The 18,738-nt window shown below is 40.1% G+C and carries 13 protein-coding genes; 11 read left to right on the top strand and 2 right to left on the bottom strand.

What is annotated here, in order from left to right; genetic code table 11:
- The first annotated feature begins 389 nt into the window (after positions 1-389).
- On the top strand, positions 390-791 hold the full coding sequence (locus QZU45_RS06800; RefSeq protein ID WP_295353318.1) for a hypothetical protein: 402 nt from the start codon (positions 390-392) through the stop codon (positions 789-791).
- 1 nt (position 792) lies between these two features.
- Positions 793-2,367 carry a methyl-accepting chemotaxis protein gene (locus QZU45_RS06805; RefSeq protein WP_295353321.1) on the top strand — a complete coding sequence of 525 codons (1,575 nt, stop codon included), beginning with the start codon at positions 793-795 and terminating at the stop codon, positions 2,365-2,367.
- Positions 2,368-2,545: 178 nt separating this feature from the next.
- Here the strand turns inward: QZU45_RS06805 and QZU45_RS06810 are convergent, their stop codons facing one another.
- Together QZU45_RS06810 and QZU45_RS06815 are read right to left on the bottom strand one after the other, a co-directional pair.
- Positions 2,546-4,312 carry a hypothetical protein gene (locus QZU45_RS06810; protein ID WP_295353324.1) on the bottom strand — a complete coding sequence of 589 codons (1,767 nt, stop codon included), beginning with the start codon at positions 4,310-4,312 and terminating at the stop codon, positions 2,546-2,548.
- Positions 4,313-4,348: 36 nt separating this feature from the next.
- A complete protein-coding gene (locus tag QZU45_RS06815) occupies positions 4,349-6,226 on the bottom strand; it encodes a peptidoglycan DD-metalloendopeptidase family protein (RefSeq protein WP_295353327.1) in 1,878 nt (625 codons plus the stop codon).
- A 521-nt stretch (positions 6,227-6,747) separates the two neighbouring features.
- On the opposite strand from QZU45_RS06815, the gene QZU45_RS06820 reads away from it, so the two are divergent.
- The 9 genes from QZU45_RS06820 (at position 6,748) to topA (ending at position 18,591) form a co-directional block, all read left to right on the top strand.
- Positions 6,748-7,989, top strand: coding sequence for a hypothetical protein (locus tag QZU45_RS06820; RefSeq protein ID WP_295353330.1), 1,242 nt, complete (start codon positions 6,748-6,750; stop codon positions 7,987-7,989).
- 79 nt (positions 7,990-8,068) lie between these two features.
- Positions 8,069-9,058: a tRNA dihydrouridine(20/20a) synthase DusA gene (dusA, locus tag QZU45_RS06825; protein ID WP_295353333.1), complete on the top strand. Its 990-nt coding sequence runs from the start codon at positions 8,069-8,071 to the stop codon at positions 9,056-9,058.
- 10 nt (positions 9,059-9,068) lie between these two features.
- Positions 9,069-9,935 (top strand): aldo/keto reductase, encoded by an 867-nt coding sequence (locus tag QZU45_RS06830; RefSeq protein ID WP_295353336.1) that lies wholly within the window; start codon positions 9,069-9,071, stop codon positions 9,933-9,935.
- A gap of 74 nt (positions 9,936-10,009) precedes the next feature.
- Positions 10,010-11,518 (top strand): hypothetical protein, encoded by a 1,509-nt coding sequence (locus tag QZU45_RS06835; protein WP_295353339.1) that lies wholly within the window; start codon positions 10,010-10,012, stop codon positions 11,516-11,518.
- 190 nt (positions 11,519-11,708) lie between these two features.
- Positions 11,709-13,313, top strand: coding sequence for an AAA family ATPase (locus tag QZU45_RS06840; RefSeq protein ID WP_295353343.1), 1,605 nt, complete (start codon positions 11,709-11,711; stop codon positions 13,311-13,313).
- 133 nt (positions 13,314-13,446) lie between these two features.
- On the top strand, positions 13,447-13,731 hold the full coding sequence (gene rplY, locus QZU45_RS06845; protein ID WP_074841054.1) for a 50S ribosomal protein L25: 285 nt from the start codon (positions 13,447-13,449) through the stop codon (positions 13,729-13,731).
- Positions 13,732-13,849: 118 nt separating this feature from the next.
- Positions 13,850-14,701, top strand: coding sequence for a S1-like domain-containing RNA-binding protein (locus QZU45_RS06850; protein ID WP_074841055.1), 852 nt, complete (start codon positions 13,850-13,852; stop codon positions 14,699-14,701).
- A gap of 19 nt (positions 14,702-14,720) precedes the next feature.
- Positions 14,721-15,839, top strand: a complete 1,119-nt coding sequence (gene sohB / locus QZU45_RS06855) for a protease SohB (RefSeq protein WP_295353347.1) — start codon at positions 14,721-14,723, stop codon at positions 15,837-15,839.
- A 19-nt stretch (positions 15,840-15,858) separates the two neighbouring features.
- Positions 15,859-18,591: a type I DNA topoisomerase gene (gene topA / locus QZU45_RS06860; RefSeq protein ID WP_295353349.1), complete on the top strand. Its 2,733-nt coding sequence runs from the start codon at positions 15,859-15,861 to the stop codon at positions 18,589-18,591.
- The last annotated feature ends 147 nt before the right edge of the window (positions 18,592-18,738 follow it).

Here is an 18,738-nt window from a genome sequence, read left to right on the forward strand (position 1 = left end):
AAGTGAACTCCAAAAGGCGTCAGCACTGTGAACCCACCGAAGCTGAACAGTAATGTCAGCAGTAGGAATCCTCTTGCTTTAGCAAGAGGAGGTGGTCAAAAAATATGGTGTAGATTCACTTTTTGTTGAAAGGATATTCTACTGTAAGTTTAGATCTTACAAATATAATCTTAATTTTTATTGAAAAAATACAGTATTGGTTTAAATTATAAAATTACTTTTAAATTGTTTGATTTTCTGTATTATCACAAAGATATACTGTCTGCCTGTGATTAGAATATCTTGTAAAATACTGTCAAATGTAAGGCAGTGTAGTTTAGAAAATTTTGATCAAGACTGTTGGTCATGACATATTTGAGGTCTGTAGCTCCTGACTACAATAGGAAAAAATGAACGTTATTACCTACACCGATATTCTGAAAAGTATTCCGGAAAATATGTATCAGCAATATCGTATCCGAATTGATAGAACTTCGTATTTTGTTCCACTCGAAAAATTTGTTGAAGATATAAGTCTTTTATCTAATAACTTAAGTTCAAAATATCATAGTCTAGACCTCCTCACAGAGCATATGACAAACCTGAATCCTAGCTTAATCCTTCAGAAAACTTGTATTCATCATATTTCGGAAATGGGCTTTGATGGAGATATAGGTAATATCTGTTTTGAAAGTTTTGAGGATATAGCTCCATACGTTATTACCGATGAAATAGAACTTTATAAAAAATTTAATTCACAAAATAATTGCCTCTGTAAGGCAAACGAACAATCACAACATGAGGAACATTAGTATGTCTATGGTTAGTAACATGTCTGTACGAGGAAAACTTGTTTCGGCATTTTTTTCAATAATAATTCTTACGGTTATTATTTCTGCAATTTCTCTGATTCAACTGTTTAAAACGAATGATGTTATTAAGTATGTTCATTTCATTCTAGGAACAAGATACGAGGCAGTAAGTAAAATTTACTACTCTATGCTTGATGTTGAGGCTGTATGTTTTGAACTTCAGGGAGAAAGAATGGATATTCTGAAAGAAAATGCTGATTTTGTTGATAGAACAGATACCAACAATAGAAATGACGTTGATCTTATTGTTGAGGGAGTTAACAAATACATTAAAGAAGTCAATGAAGAGTTTCTTCCTACACTGAAAGGAATAAATGCACCGATGGCTCCCATTGTATATGAAAAGAATCTGTTTGGCGTAGGCGAGAGTGTAAAACATCATGCGCTTGCTATAACCAAGCATCAGATTGAGCAGACAAGGGGCCGTGTCGATACAATTGCAAGTACAACTCCAATTCTTATTATTCTGGTGATTTCTGTATCAGCCGTACTTATTGCAATATGCATCGCTTTTCTGTTTTCAAAAAGTATCGTTGCTGTTCTTAAACAGGCAGTTGGAGCTGCAGATAAAATTGCGAGTGGTGATTTGACTCATGTGACAAATTCTTCAAGAAAGGATGAGTTTGGAACCCTGCTTCGAAGAATTGAAAATATGCGTCTGCAGATGAATTCTCTGGTAGGTCATATCAAAGACAAGGCTTTTCTAATCGAAGAAAAAATAACAGCTATCACCGATGTAACCAATAGAATTACCGACTCTGCTCAAAACACTCAGAATAGAGCTCTTACTGTTGCAGCAGCATCTGATGAGATGGTATCTACAACAGGTGATATTGCAAAAAACTGTATGACAGCTGCAGGATCGGCAGATAGATCAAATGTTACTACTAGAGAAGGTGTTTCTGCCGTTGAAGCTACAATTGTCTCTATTCATGAACAGGTTGACCGATCAAAGTCTGATGCACTACAGATTCAGGCTCTAGTTGAGCAGTCACAGAAGATTGGAACCATTGTGCAGACTATTGAAGATATTGCTTCACAGACAAATCTTCTGGCATTAAATGCAGCCATAGAAGCCGCTCGTGCCGGTGAAGCAGGAAAAGGTTTTGCGGTTGTTGCTGATGAGGTTCGTTCTCTAGCCTCAAGAACAAGTAAGTCAACCAAAGATATTATTGATATGGTTTCACAGATTCAGGCTGATGCAAATCATGCAAATGAGTCTATGAACTCATCTTTGGAAACTATGAATGAGCTTGCACTCAAAACCTCCGGAGTATCTGGATTGTTGAATTCAATTTCGGAACTTGTTTCCAGCGTTAACTCGCAGATTAAACAGATTGCTACCGCAGCTGAGCAACAGACTACAGCAACTGCTGAAATATCATCAAACATGGAGAGTATTACTGAAATGGCAAAAGACCAGAACTATCATGTTGATGAGGCAAAACAGCGTGTTTCTGAGTCTGTAAATCTTATCAACGAACTTTTAGCAGAGGTAAAAGATCTTCGTGTTTAGCTGTTATTAAAGTCTTTGTCACGTGGACAATATAACTGAAAGTCCGTGAATAGTATATGTTCACGGAACTTCTCTGAGCCTCGTTAAGAACAGAATTCAGTTAACTGTCGAAAAAAAACAGTTTCTAAGAATATTATTATCTTTGCCGCCGGAAGACCCCTTCAGCCATGGGGATTGATCAGTGGTCTGTACTGCTGTTTTTATCGGCATCCTCTTTTTTGGAGGCCGGATCTTTAATATCCTTATCTTCTTTTTTCTCTTCAATAACCTTTTCAGAGACGTTAAGAACTTCAAGCGCTTCATCCTGGGTCTTGCTGTCCTTGTCGTTCTTCTCCTCTGGACTTATCTCCATCATCAGACGATGCATGAAGCCAAGCATATCGTCGAAGAACTCTCGGTTTACGTGTTCTGTAGCTTTGTACAGATCACCGCCCTTATAGGTAAAGGTAATTCCAGGAGCGTTGAGGTTATAGAAGGTTGAGATAGGCATTGGACATTCATCTTTTAAAGCCTTTAGAGCAACATCAATTCCAACTGGTCTGATAAAGCAGTTGTCATTGGCAGGGCACTCATTTTCGATATTGATCTGATGGTCATGCTTTTTATTGAACTCTTCAACAGCCTTGTTGATTTTGATGAAGATTTCTCTGTCCAGAGCATTGTTACGTCTCAACTGCTGCTGAGGAATAAAGTCATTACCAAAGAAAATCACTACAGATGGTCTAGGAAGACGGGCCAGCTCATTGAGACGTTCGATGATATTCTTAAGAATATCCTGAACTCCAAGCTCCTCATTGGCACACTTCTGAATCAGACCTTCAATGGCTGACTTAAGATTTCCTTTATAGTGAAGCGCTGCTCTGTAGAAAAAGTCTGCAAAGGACAGTACTTCTGCTTCCTTAACCGGAATAGTATGCTCTTCATCGTTAATCTTGCAGTAAAGCAGTTCTCTCTCTTCCATAAGCAGAGCTGATTTTTCAATGGCACTGGCGGCTACCTGTTTCAGATTCTCAAGCAAATCGAGAATATTCAGGTTGATAAAAGGGAAGGTGAAACTTAAATGAACAGCATCCGGAGTATTTGGTGAACGGTTATTGTAAGTGTGCAGATAATTAAAGGTTGGGGCAATAGCTCTCTTGGATAAATCCTTGGTGATAACTGGATTGATCTCAATTTCATCAATAATCTTTGAGGCAATCAGGGTTGGAGAGAATCCCTTGTATGGTCTTTCAGTATCTGTACCTTCACCAAAGATGTAGAAGCCTGCTTCTACCTTACCCATATTGGCAGTGTACACATTAATGGTGTCATCCGGAATTTCTGTGGATTCTGGTTTGAAGGAAATGCCTAAAGTCAGTTCAATATTCTGCTCATTAATAAGCGTATGAATATAAGGAAGACAGGTTCTTATTCCTTCATTGCCGTTCAGTGATTCACTGTTGCATACGAACAGCAGATTGATAGGCAGTTCCCACAGCCTTTCTGAGTAGTATTTCAGAAGGATCAGCATGCCTGCAATAGGAGCCTTGTTCTCAAAGGAACCTAGTCCGTAGATGTTATTCTCATTTTCAAGTTCAGCAAGCTGAGCTTCTGTCAGAGAGGAGTTTTTGAGTTTCTCCTTTAATTCGTCTGATTTGAAGGCAAATGTTTTTAAGGTACCGTAGACCTCATTTGAGGAGGTATCGGTATTACATAAAACCACCAGAGTTTCTCTGGTAAGCTGATCTCGTCTTACAAAGGCTGTAAAGGAATGATTTTTCTGATCGTCATGAGTGATGTAGCTTAAATACTCTGGATTATTCTTGAAATAGGTGAATTCAGATACGGTATTGTATATGGTATGACTCATGATCTCATCACCAGAGGTTCTGGTGATGCTTGGAATGGCAATAAGCCATTTGAGGACAGCTAATGCCTCTTCGCTAAACTCTTTTTCAGTAAGCACAGGTTATCCTTAGTTTATTTCTGTATATCTTCTAAGTTATTTCACTTCTGCTAATTTATTTTTATACAGCTCTGTCTTCAAGATGTAAACATTATTTTTAAATGCTTCTTTCAATCTTTGAGCTGTAGCAGGACTTCCGGAAGGAAGATCTACTTTCAGAGGGTCAACAGGACGTCCGTTGACATGAACCTCATAATGAAGATGTGCACCAGTGGAATTACCTGTATTTCCTGACTTGGCAATAATCTGTCCTATATGCACATGATCTCCCTGCTGAACGTCAAACTTGGATAGGTGCATATAAACTGTTGAGTAACCGCCTTTGTGGTTGATAATAATCGAGTAACCGCCACCACGCATGTATTTTGCGTAGGTAACCACACCATCTGCCGGAGCATAGATAGGTGTACCGATATTAACCTTGAAATCAACACCGTAGTGAGGACGGATAACCTGTCTTATAGGATGGAAACGTCTCAGATTGAAAGGTGAACTTACCTTGATCTGTCCCATGATAGGGAATCTTCTGAAAGCTCCTGTTGAAGGATTGTATCCGTTCTCCTCGTAGAAAATATGGTTCAGCTGATGACGGTATAAATTGATCTGACCGAACATCTTGGTATTCATGGAAATTGCGGTCATACTTGAGCCCTGACCGATTCCATTGAAGAGAATTCTGAAAGAATCTCCTGCAGAAAGTTTATTGAAATTGATTCTGCCTACATACTGATTTTTGATGGTAACAATTTCAGAATGGGTCAGACCGTAACGGGCAGCTGCCTTGTCAAAGCTCTCCTTTTCACCGATTGAACCGATGATTAGACGAGGTCTGGTCTTACCCTTGTAGATAGATTTGGACTTTTCCTTTTCTGCGGCAGCCAGCAGGGCATCCTGTTTTTTCTGTGCGGCAAGCTGTTCACGCTTCAGACGTGCTTTTTCAAGCTCTTCCTTTTGTTTCTGTGACAGTAGAGCTTCCTGTTCAAGTCTCTTTTTATTACGCTCTTTTTCTGCCTCGATGAAGGATGGCATCAGAGTGGCGCTGTCCATACCGCGGCTCTTTAAATCTGAGAACTGGGCAAAGCGGCGTTCACGGGCAACAGTGTAGGTGTTCTTTTCAATATCTCTAGAGAAGCGAACCTGTTTGTTGCCGGATAGAGGAATGGCAATTTCCTGAACCGAGTTGTCCTCGGCAATCAGGAACTGAATCTTCTGACCTACAGACAGATTCAGATCACTGTCTCTGGCAACAGCGGTAATCTTTTTAAGATCGTCATTGTTCAGATTCAGATAGGAGAAGATCTTAGAAAGAGAATCCCCCTTGCGGATGGTCTGCTCATACCATTTGCCGTTGAAAACCTTTTCTGTTTCACTCTGGGCAATGGTTCCTGGAATTCTGTTAGGCGCCAGAATACTGCTGATATATTTTTCTGTCTGGGTTTTCTTGTCTGCAAGAATTTTTTCGCTGGAATTCTTTTCAATGTCAGTTGCTACGAACTTGACCCTCTGTTCTGGTTCTGCGGTGGCAGCAGCCTGAGCTGCTTCTCTTTCTTTTTTGATTTCAGCCTGGCTGGCCTGAGCGATCAGAGCCTCGGTATTGATATCATCGTCATAGTTTTCCTCAGACCCTGCTGTTGAGGAGATTTCAACGTTGGCTTCGGCGATGACTTCGTTATTCTTCAGATATTCCTGCTCGTAAACTCGGTTCTGTTCCTCTCTGCCGGTGGAGAGAGCTGTAAAAGGGGAGGCACTTTCAGGAATGATGGAGCCGAAAGGTAGTGCTAAAAGAACAGATATAATCCCAACAGAGAAAATAGCGAAAATATGCTTACCAGGAAGTGTGGTGGCACCTGTCTCTTTTTCTACTGCTATGTAATCTTCTGCTGCGGTTCTATTTGTTATTTTAACGTTTATCATAATCAGTTATATATAATAGCATACAAATGTAGAGTTATCCCTATTTACTAAGGACTTGTATGATCTCGCGCACCTTTATTTTGATTGAATCCGGGATTTTTTCTCTTTTATATTTTTTTTCTGCTTTTTTTCTAATATCTTATAAAAATCTGCTGATCCCTTTATTTTAAAGGTGTTAATCGGTTACATACCTTTCGTATTATTTTTGACGAGTAAACCTTAAAAAAGTTTTAACTTTTTGAATTTTTTGTTTAAATTCTTTTGACATAGATAACAAAAGCAGAATAAATTTTATTTTTTAATATCAGTATGTTGGACTTTCTCACAAAAAATACTAATACATGTCGTAAAATATTTTCTGACGCAACATACATTGTGTTTCTTAGTTTTTAATTAGCTATGAAGGTGAAACAGACTAAGCCGTTTTTTTATTTCTGATTTTTTCAGAATTTTTAAATGCATGCATATAGATGTGGCGTTGCCTACCAAAAGATAAATATAAATAATTAGAGGGAAGTTTTATGAAGTCACTAAAAATTGTTAAAAGCTTCGATGACAGTCTGTATTCATATTTTGTTAAAGAGATTGAAAGACAGCATGTAACTTTATCATTCATTCCTGATGAAAACAGCACCTCACCTGTATGTGCTGCAATTATGGGAAGTGTACTTGTCAATTCCTCTAATTCAATCGTACTCGGCAAGGGCAATACTCTAGAAACCCTGACCTGCGAAAGACTATGTGATGTTTTCGGAGCCGAGTTCGCGACAGTAAAAACCGTAACCATTGAGGCTGCATCAAGAGTTGTATTCAAGGCTCTGACTACCCGTGGTGATGTGGTTATGTCTCTGGATTTACGTAAGAAAGAACACTGTAACAGTGAGAATCTGGCTTTCCAGTTTGTAAACTTTGGTATTGATCCTGAGACTCAGACCTTCGATATGAAGGAGATTGAGGCTATTGCCAAGAAAAACAAGCCAAAGCTGATTATTGTTTCTCCTGTAAACTATCCTCTGTCAATTGATTTTGCCAAGTTTGCCAAGATTGCCAAGGAAGTTGGTGCCTATCTGTGGTGTGACCTGTCACAGACTGCAGGTCTTACTGCAGCAGGGGTTCTTCCATCTCCTGTTAAGTATTCTGATGTGGTTACTCTGTCAACACATGGTGCTATGCAGGGCCCTCAGGCAGCAGCAATTCTCTGCAAGAAGGAACTTGCAACCGCTATTGTCCGCTCAGAGACTTTAGCCGGTCACCACGGCCTTATCACTCCTCAGCTTTCTGCCTTAGCTGCAAGACTGCATGAGATGAAGACAGATGTCTTCATTAACTACTGCAAGGATGTTGTCTCCAATGCCAAGGCATTAGCCAAGGGCTTAGAGCAGGGGGGAATGAAGATTATCTGTAACGGAACCAATTCTCATCTTGTGATTGTTGATACCAGATTCTGTGCCATCGGCTCTAAGGGTGCTCAGGAACTTTTAGCTGATATCGGTATCCATGTAAGAATTGCCAATGTATTAACCTCCGATCCTAAGATCAAGTTTGATGCTGTTAGATTCTCAACCCTGCCAGCTACTACCCGCGGTATGAAACCTAAGCAGATGGAGCAGATCGGTGAGGCTATCGGTAAATTCCTGGCAAAACCTGATGAGGATAATTCAAAGGCTCTGATGCATCTGGTGGCAACCATTACCGCAGGTCTTCCTGCTCTGGATCGAAAGTATCTGGATAAGTCAGTTGCAGCTGTGATTACTGACGAATAGTCAGATTCAGTGAAGAGTATTTTTGTAAGAACGTGGCCTATGCTATCATAATGCCACGTTTTTTGTTTTTTGATTATGTATGACTGAATTTGCAAAATTTACCGCTGCAGACAGATTTTCTGTAGCTCCGATGATTGATGTAACCACTCCAACCTTTCGCAGAATAGCCAGACTATTTTCAAAAAAGGCAATGCTCTATACCGAAATGATTGCCGCCAATGCTGTTGTTCACGGCAAGGAATATCTTATAGAACATGATGCGGATACCATTAATCCCTGCACTCTGCAGTTAGGCGGTTCTGATCCGAATGTTCTCTCAGATGCCTGCAGAATTGCCTCAAAGTTTAACTACAGTGCCATCAATCTTAATGCCGGCTGTCCTTCAGACAAGGTGCAGTCAGGTTCATTCGGTGCTATTCTGATGAAGACTCCACAGGTGATTACCGACTGTCTTATGGCTATGCAGGATGCCTCAGAGGTTCCTGTAACTGTAAAAACCAGAATCGGAGTTGATGATCTGGATGATTTTGAATATACAAAGAAGATTGTGGATTCAGTATATAAAACAGGCTGCAGACATATTATCCTTCATGCAAGAAAAGCCTGGCTTAACGGTCTGTCTCCTAAGGAGAACCGAACCATTCCGCCTCTGGATTATGAAAGAGTATTTGCTCTAAAAGAGTTTTTCCCTGATCTTGCCATTACCATAAATGGAGGAATCAAAACCATTGAGGAGTGTAATGATATGCTCTCAAAGGTTGAAGGGGTGATGCTTGGCAGAGCCTGTATGGATGATCCGTATATTCTCGCTTCAGTAGACAGCAGAATCTATAATGATGGTTCACAGATATTATCTCGTGATGAATGCTTTAAAAAGGTTGTAGAATTCTCTGAGAAATATGTATCAGAAGGAAATCGTCTGCATCATCTGGGTAATCACATTATTAATATGTTCAATGGCTGCAAGGGCGCCAGAAGATTCAGAAATTATCTCTCCTGTCATATGCACGAGCTAGGTGCCGGTCCTGAGGTTTTAGAGCAGGCATTTAAAAGAATGAAAGAGGCTTAAGGAGTTTTTAATGGAACTTACAATCAAGTCTACGGTTAATCTTAATAATGATGTAAAGATGCCTCTATTAGGTCTCAGAGCCTATAAGGTAAAAGGCGAGGATGCCTACAATGCTGTAAAGTGGGCCTTAGAGGCTGGTTACCGACTTATTGACACCGCCAGAATCTACTGTAATGAAAAGGCTGTGGGCAGGGCAATCAGAGACTCAGGTATCCGTCGTGATGAGATTTTTGTTACCACCAAACTCTGGATCACCGATTTTGATAATCCACGTGCGGCTTTAAAGGCTTCCTTAGAGCGACTCGGACTTGATTATGTTGACCTTTATCTTATTCACTGGCCTAAAAAAGGCTATGAGCAGGCATACCTGGAGCTTGAAAATCTTCAGAAGGAAGGTCTGTGCAGAGCTATCGGCGTTGCCAATTTTAAACCTCACCATATTGAGAGCCTGAAAGAACACGGTGCTACTGTTATTCCTCAGGTTAATCAGACAGAAATCCATCCCCTCAATACCGAAGAAGAACTGTTAGGCTGGTGCCGCAAAAGAAAAATCTGCGTGGAAGCCTATTCTCCTTTAGGAAGTGAAGGCCGTCTGATCTTGGATGATCCAAGGCTTATCGGCATGAGAAACTATTATCATGCCTCAGCCTCTCAGATCCTGCTGCGCTGGTGTATCCAGAGAGGTATTGTAGCGATTCCTAAGGCTGTAATTCAGAGCAAGATTGAACAGAACTGTCAGCTTTATCATTTTGATATAACCAATTCTGATATTGAGACTATCTCGGATATGAACTGCAACGAAAGACGTAATTACGATCCTGACAAGATTGACTTACGCCCTATGTCGATGTATCCGAAGATTACTCCAGAGGATTAGTTCAACAATATGTTCTATTGGTATGATAGAATTACACCTATTATTTTAATTTAAGAAACATAACGGACATAATAATGAATCAGTACAAAGAAGACGTAGAAATCGATCTGGTCAGACTTTTTAAATACCTTTTATCCAAAAGTAAGAAACTGCTTTTAATCGGAATTGTGTTCGGTCTGGCTGGCCTTGCATACAAATACTACGATGTCGAGTTATCGGGCCGCTCCTTTGCTGATGAGCCAAATCTGGTTTCCTACGAGAAAAATGTAAAGCAGCCAAACGGAACCATCACTGTTGAAAAGAAGAAGGCAAGCTATAATCAGTTCCTGTCTGAGATGGAGAGTCGTCAGAAGAACAATGAGGTCCAGAAAACACTTGCCTCCTATGAAAAGGCAAATATCAGCTCTGAGCTTAAGGTTCTGGAGAATGAGTTAAAAGATCAGCAGAATTATATGGAAAATTCTGTACTTTTAAATTCTGACCAGGTCTGCTATGAGGCGGTTCATTATTATCTGGCCTCCGAGAAGGGGGGTAAAAACTCCATCAAGCTGCAGCCGGTTATCAAAAACAAGTATGTTCCAGGAGTTCCTCAGGTTCAGCCTGTTAGAAGACCTAAATCAGCGGCAAATACCGAGGCAGAGATTGTTCAGCTTGAGGCTAAGGACTCTTCTTTAACCAGTTTTGCAAGAACTCTTTTATATACCGACAAGTTCAAAAATGAATTTGCCTCAGCTCTTGGTTTGTCCGATGAAACCTCAGATAAGCTGATTGAGGAACTTGTAACCTTAAACAAGATTGATGATATCTCTTTTATCATTTCTCTGAAGGCAACCAGTAAAGAGGATGTCTATAAGCTTCAGAAGGTTCTGTCTCAGTACGACAGTGAGCTTACCTCATTTTTAAAGAATGAGTACGATATCAATTCTAACGAGATTTCCTTTGGAAAGGTAAAGTCTTCATATGTTGAAGCTTTACGTGAGCAGGAGAGTCAGCATGTAAATGATCTTCTTATCGAGATTGAAAACAAGAAGCAAGAACTGAACTCTGTTGCGTTAGTCGAGGAACCTGTTACTAGTGTTAGCCTGAATAAGCTTAAGCTCAAGAAATACGCAATTTTTGCCTTTGGTGGGCTGGCTGTAGGTCTGTTCCTGGCTTTAGGTGCCTTTACCTGCGTCTATCTTTTTGATGGCAGACTTCACGATCCTGAGAATCTGATGTTTGATGATCTCAAGACCCTGGCCTGTGTTCACGATTCTTCATACAGTAAAGCCAGTGCAGATGAAATACAGAAGCTGAATGAATCTGTAGAGGTACTGTGCAAGGATAAAAAGAGCGTTACCGTGGTATCTACACTGAATGAGTCTGAGATCGTTAATGTTACCTCTGTAATTAAGGATGCTCTGGCTGCAAACGGTATCAGTGCCTTTAATATTGTTAAGCCACAGAATATGAAGTCTATTTCAGAGGCTGACGCTCTGATTCTGGCTGAAAAGATTGACCGTTCTAAACTGGATGACGTTATCGGCGAGATTGTTCAGATTAAGAATATCAAAAAGGATATTCTGGGCATTGTGTTTGCGTAATTGATTGTTTACTCGTTCAGAATCGTGACATAGTATTCTGTCTATTGCTTAATTCACATTTGTGAGCCTCGGTATATCAACGAGGCTCTATTGTTTTGGAGCTCTTACTTACATTTTCAGCGTTGAAATAGAAAGCAATGCAAATTTTGTTGTAATAAACGATTAAAGTGGAAATTTTGAGAAGATATAAATGGTTGATTCCACAAAATTACCAAAAGCAAAGAATAGTTTTGAAGATATTAGAAAAAAGAATCAGATTTATATAGACCATACAGATTTGATTTATGAATTTGCATATCTTGATGGTGCCAATTTTCTTTCAAGACCACGTCGCTTTGGAAAGTCACTGCTTGTTTCTACGCTTGAATCTCTTTTTTCTCATGGTACAGAGTTTTTTAAGGAACTTAAGCTGGAAAAGCTTTGGAATGAAAGAGAGAATGGCCGAACCTATAAAGTAATACATATTGATTTTTCCTCACTTTCTTTTGAGGATAAAAATGAACTGAATAATCAGATTGTTTATGTTCTTGCTGACACTGCAAAACGCGACGGAGTAATTTTTCCGGATGATTATAAAGAACGTAGCGCCGGCCTTAATTTAAAGACTCTGGTCGATGCGGCTCCATCTGAATATGTCCTTTTAATTGATGAATACGATTATCCTTTAACTCATTCCCTTGGAAACAAAGTCTTATTTGAATCATACCTACAGTACCTACAAGGCTTCTTTGGGGCAATTAAAGCTGTAACCGGAGATATGAGATTCATCTTTATTACAGGTGTGGGCCGTTTTGCTAAAACCTCAGTATTTTCTCAGCTTAATAATCTAAGAGATTTAGGGCTTGAAGCCAAGTTTGAAGCTGATATGCATCAGTATTTTGATGCTTATGTTGAGAATGCAGCCAGCATTCTAAATCTCTCAAAAGAAGAGTGTTACGCACAGATAAAGTCTCATTATGACGGCTATAGATTCCATGTCGGCAATGAAAATACTCTTTATAATCCATGGTCAGTTCTTAATTTCTTATCCTCTCCAGAGAATGGCTTTAAAAACTTCTGGTATGAAACTGGTGGTGCTTATCCAACTCTGATTGCAAACTATATTGAGAATATTCAGCAGGTTCCATTGGAAAGTATTCAGAAAACAGAAATCGGATCTGATGAATTGTCAAATTTCTATGATTACTTTACAGTTACTCCGTTAAGTATTCTATATCAGTCAGGATATCTGTCGTTAAGAGTTGAAGAAAATGAGCTTGGAGGACAGAGTCTTTTCCTGGTACCACCTAATCTTGAGGTTAAATCTGCCTTAACTAAACTTTATTATGTAGTTGTTAGAAAAGATGCGGTAGAAACTAAAACAATTCAGAATATCTCTTCTGCTCTTATTTCTAATTTAAAAAAATCAGATTATGAAAAACTGATAAAGACCTTCTCTGCTGCTCTCAATACCTTTGGCTATGATGATCATGAGGCTTTCAAATCAGAACACTACTGCAGAGATATCATTTATTTTACTTTGACCTTATCTGGTATAAATGCTCAAAGAGAAGTAATCAGTGCAAAAGGCAGAGCTGATTTGGTAGTAGAACTATCTGATAAACGTTACGTTTTTGAGATTAAGCTTGCAAAAAACAAAGCCGCTGAAAATAAACTGCTAGAAGAAGCAGTTGAACAGATTAAGGATAAGCGTTACGGAGCGCTTCTACCTCTGAAAGAATTAACCAGAATTGCTGTAGTTATAAGTTCGGATGACAAAGCTGTTATTAAATGGATGCATGTGGATGCAACTTAACGCAATGTAGGCGGTAAATACATTATTTTTAATTTTACATTTGAAAAAATTTCTTTTTAGTTTATAATATCGCACGCTGTGTTTATGGTCGCATTACACAGCGTTGTTTAATTTTTTTATAGGAAACATGAAAATGGCAATTACTTTAGATGCTACTTCACGTACTGACCTAGGAAGAGGTGCGAGCCGCCGCCTACGTCGTGAGTTCAAGACCCCAGCAATTATCATTGGCCAGGGCAAAGATGCACTTTCAATCTGCTTAGATGAGAAGAAAGTTATCACCGCTGCTTTAAAGGATGAGTTCTACAACGAAGTTGTAATCAGCCTAAATGGCGAGTCAATCAAGGTTAAGCCTGTTGACATCCAGCGTCACCCAGTTTCAGAGCGTATTTTACACATTGATTTCCAGCGTATCTAATTTTTTGGAAATTTAGTAAAAAATACAAGAGCCATTCTTGAAAAAAGAGTGGCTTTTTTCTTATATTATTATTTGTTTTTGACTTGTTGTTGCAAAAGCTTTACTAGGAAAAAATTTAATGGAAGATACTCCAGTTTTAGGTCATATGATTGACCTTAGGGTTGTGGATATAACCGATCAGGGCGCATTCGTTGATGCCGGTACCTATGGTGATCTGTTTGTCCCAAACAAGCAGCTTCCGGATGAGCTTGAAATCGGGAATCTTTTAAGAGTCTTTTTGTATAAGGATTCCGGCAGAGTTTTAGCAACAGCAAGACATCCTTATCTTGAGTGCGGAATGTGCGGCAGACTTACTGTTACCTCAATTGACTGCGGTACTGTTTACATGGACTTAGGTATTCCTAAGGAACTGGTTGTCCCTGTTTCAGAGCAGCGTTCTGCCTTTGAAGTCGGTCAGTCCGTGCTGATTTATGTAACTATTGATGAGCAGGGCAGACTTTTTGGTACCCAGCGTTTCAATAAATATATCCGCGACAACAGTAAACCAGGTGAGTTTAAGGTTGGTCAGCGTGTGACAGCGGTAGCTGTATCTCATACACCTTTAGGCTTCAGAACTGTTATCAATGATTCTGTTTATGGTCTTATTTATAAGAATGAGCTAAAAAGTCCAATCAGAATCGGTAAAAGAACTGATGCCTACATCACTAAGATAAGAGATGACGGCAGACTTGATGTTTCTCTGCAGGAACCAGGTCTTTCCGGTATTGAGCATGCAGCCAAGACACTTTTACATATCCTGAATAACTCAAATGGTTTTATTGCCTTTAATGACAAGTCAGACCCTCAGGATATTGAAGACTATCTTCACATGTCTAAAGGAAAATTTAAAAAGGCAATCGGATCCCTGTATAAACAGCGTCTGATTGAAATTACCGATGACGGTATCAGACTTGTTTCTAAGGATAAGTAACTTCGTTTAAGGTTTTGTTATGGAATTTTTGTTTGAATTCGGTCTTTTTGCAGGAAAATTTATCTTTGGCGCAGTCTGTATCGTTATAGCGCTTGTCTGTGTCCTGATGGCTGTAAAGGCTGCCAAAGGCGAGATGGATGAGAAAAAGGAAAAACTCAAGTTCACCGATCTTATGGTAGAGGCAGAAGAACGTAAAGACAGTATTGAGGATGCCGTATTAAGATTCGATGCTAACAAAGATGAAAAAACTCTGAAAAAAGAGCTTAAGCTGAAATCAAAGAACAGGAATAAGTCTGAAGAAGCTCATAAAAAAGAGCGTGCAGAAAAGATTAAGAAAGCAAAGGATGAAGGCAGATTTTGTCCTAAGAGGATTTTTGTACTAGACTTTGAAGGTGATACACATGCAAGTGCGTCTCACGATCTGCGCCTGAAGGTCAATGCTATTCTGGATATTGCAACTGCTGAGGATGAGGTAATTGTAAATCTGGATTCTCCTGGCGGAGTTGTGAATGGTTATGGTTTCTGTTCTTCAATTCTTGAAAGAATCAGGGAAAGAGGCATTCACCTTACAGTCTGTGTTGACAATGTTGCAGCCTCAGGTGGCTATCTGATGAGCTGTGTTGCCGACAAGATTGTAGCAGCACCTTTTGCATATGTCGGTTCTATCGGAGTCGTGGCCAATATTCCTAATTTCAACAAGGTATTAAAGAAACACGATGTTGATTATGAGCAGGTTACTGCCGGCAAGTACAAGCGAACCCTTACTATGTTCGGTGAGAATACCGAAGAGGGCAGAGCTAAGTTCAAGGCTGAAATGGAAGCAATTCATTTCCGTTTTAAGGAGATTGTTTCTAAGTACAGACCTAAGCTTAATATCGAGGAGATCGCAACCGGTGAATTCTGGCTTGGTAAGGATGCTTTAGAGCGTGGCTTGGTTGATGAATTAAACACTTTTGATGCATACTTGCAAAATAGCCTAGAATTTACACAGGATTGTGCTATAAAGATTAGCATAGAACGAAAAGAGAAAAAGTCACTTAAAGATCTATTAGGAAAGTTCTTTAGTGCTAAAACCTGGACCAGAGCTGTAAAGGAAGAAGTAGCTCAGTCCGTTAATAATGCAACCCCTTACAGATAATAGAATTACGAGAATAAACATGGGTAAGTCTTTAGTTATTGTAGAGTCACCATCCAAGGCAACAATTATTAACCGTTATTTAGGTGATGATTATGTTGTAAAGGCCAGTGTCGGTCATATTAGAGACCTTGCCACTGCTGCAAGTACCGAGAAGAGCGACAAAAGCAAAACAAAGACTGACAAGGCTCATAAGCTGACTAAGGATGAGATTTTAGCCCGCAGTATGGGCGTTGATCCAAAGAATGGCTGGAAGGCAAATTATGCAATTATGCCTGACAAGCAGAAGGTTGTAGCTGAACTAAAAAAACTTGCCAAGGACGCTGATAAAGTCTACCTCGCAACCGATTTGGATAGAGAGGGAGAGGCTATTGCATGGCACTTAAAGGAAGTTTTAGGCGGAGATGACGACAAGTATCTGCGAGTAAAGTATCCTGAAATTACCAAGGCAGCTATTCATAAAGCCTTTGAGAATCCTGGCCGAGTAAATATGAACCTGGTTAATGCGCAGCAGACCAGAAGATTTTTGGATCGTGTCGTTGGCTTTATGGTATCTCCTTTACTGTGGAAGAAGGTTGCAAGAGGTCTTAGTGCCGGTCGTGTTCAGTCCGTAGCCGTAGAACTTATTGTGGATAAGGAAAGAGAAATCAAGGCCTTCATCCCTGAAGAATACTGGAATATCGATTCTGTAGTAAAGAACTCTGCCAATCAGGAATTAAAGCTAGCTCTGCATTCAAAGGGTGGTCATAAGTTCGATATCCATAACAAGGATGAGGCTGATGCAGTAGTTGCAGCCTTATCAAAGTCAGACTTTATTGTTGATAAGATTGAAACCAAGAAAGGTTCACAAAAACCTCTGCCACCATTTACCACTTCAACTCTGCAGCAGGTTGCCAATCAGCGATTGGGCTTCTCTGTAAAACGCACTATGATTGTGGCTCAGAGACTTTATGAGCAGGGTCTTATCACCTATATGCGTACTGACAGCGTTAATCTGTCAGATGAGGCTATTGCTGCCGCAAGAGATATTGTGTCCCGCAATTTCGGTGATAAGTATATTCCACCAAAGCCTAACTACTACAAGTCTAAAGAGTCAGCTCAGGAAGCTCATGAGGCTATCAGACCATCTCATCCTCTGGATCCGCTTCCATCCTCTGTTGATAAGGATGGTCAGAGACTTTTTGAACTGATTAAAGCCAGATATCTTGCCTCTCAGATGACCGCTCAGGAATACAATACCACCAGCGTCAGTGTGAGTGCCGGTGACTATGGATTTAAGGCCTCAGGCAAACAGATTACCTTTGATGGATTCAAGCGAGTCTATAACTTCAACAAGAACGAGGAAGTTATTCTGCCTGAGCTTGTAGAAGGAGAAAAGCTTAAGGTTTGTGAAATTCTGCCTTCTCAGCACTTCACCCAGCCTCCATCACGCTTCTCTGAAGCTTCACTGGTTAAGGAGCTTGAAAAGGACGGTATCGGCAGACCATCAACTTATGCCTCTATTATTTCCACAATTCAGGAGCGTGGTTATGTAACCATTTCTCACGGTCGTTTCTATGCCGAGAGAATGGGCGAGATTGTAACAGACCGTCTGAGATACTCTTTTAAAGATCTGATGGACAAGAATTTCACCGCCTCCATGGAAGATTCCTTAGATGAGATTGCCGAGGGTAATCTTGACTGGATTCAGAGTCTGGACAAATTCTATAAGAATTTTGAAGGGGAACTTTCAAAGGCAAATCAGTCCTTTGCAGAAGGCGGTATGCCAGAGAATTCTCCTCTTGAGATCAAGGAAATGCTCTGTCCTGAATGCAAGAAGTATCATATGGCTGTACAGTCAGGAAAGACCGGTATGTTCTTAAGCTGTCTTGGCTACTATGATAAGGATGTTAAATCAACAGACCGCTGCCACAAGACTCTTAACTTAAGAGCCATCGATCAGGCAGCCTTAAGCACCTCAAATATCTCTGAGGAAGAAGAGGCTCAGATCCTGCGCTCAAGACCTCGCTGTCCTAAGTGTCACAGTGTAATGGATACCTACATCATTGACGAGTCACATAAGCTGCATCTGTGTTCAACTCCTAACTGTGGCGGTTATCTGTTTGAGACTGGCAAGTTTGACTCTGAGATAGAGAAAGGTCCGGAGATCCCTTGTGAGAAGTGTGGACATACCATGATCCTAAAGGAAGGTCGTTTTGGTAAGTACATGGCATGTACCAACAAGGAATGCGGAAATACCAGAAAGATCTTAAAGAATGGTCAGGTTGCACCACCTCGTGAGGATGCCGTTGATTTACCTGATCTTCCATGCAAGGCTGCTGGTTCTCATTATGTATTAAGAGACGGTGCCGCCGGTATCTTCCTGGCCGCTCACAATTTCCCTAAGGTACGAGAGACCCGTCCTCCAAAGATTGTTGAACTTAAGAAATACAGAGATAAGATTTCTCCAAAGTTCTACTATCTTGCTGATGCTCCTGCCCATGATCCTGACGGTAATGAGACCGAGGTTCGTTTCAGTCGTAAGACTAAGAAACAGTACATTGTTTCTGTCAAGGATGAAAAACAGACCAAGTATGTAGCTTTCTACAACGAGGAGAAGGGGGTATGGGAAGAGCAGGAGGCTGCTAAGACCACCTCAAGGAAGACTGTAGCAAAGAGCTCTGAAAAGTCCTCAGAGAAGGCTACTGCCAAGAAGGCTACTGCAAAGAAGTCAGCTGCTAAGAAGGCTTCTTCTAAGAAGACTGCAGCCAAGTAGCTCCTAATCAAAAATAATTCTGTAAATCCGTCACTTCGTTTGAAGATTCCTGATACGAGTGACGGATTTTTTTGTGATAAAGATTTGATAATTTTGCTGGCTGTTCTATAACTGTATTCAGTTGTTTTCGGCATCAATAACGTTAAT

This window comes from uncultured Succinivibrio sp. (assembly GCF_902756765.1).
GTDB lineage: Bacteria > Pseudomonadota > Gammaproteobacteria > Enterobacterales > Succinivibrionaceae > Succinivibrio.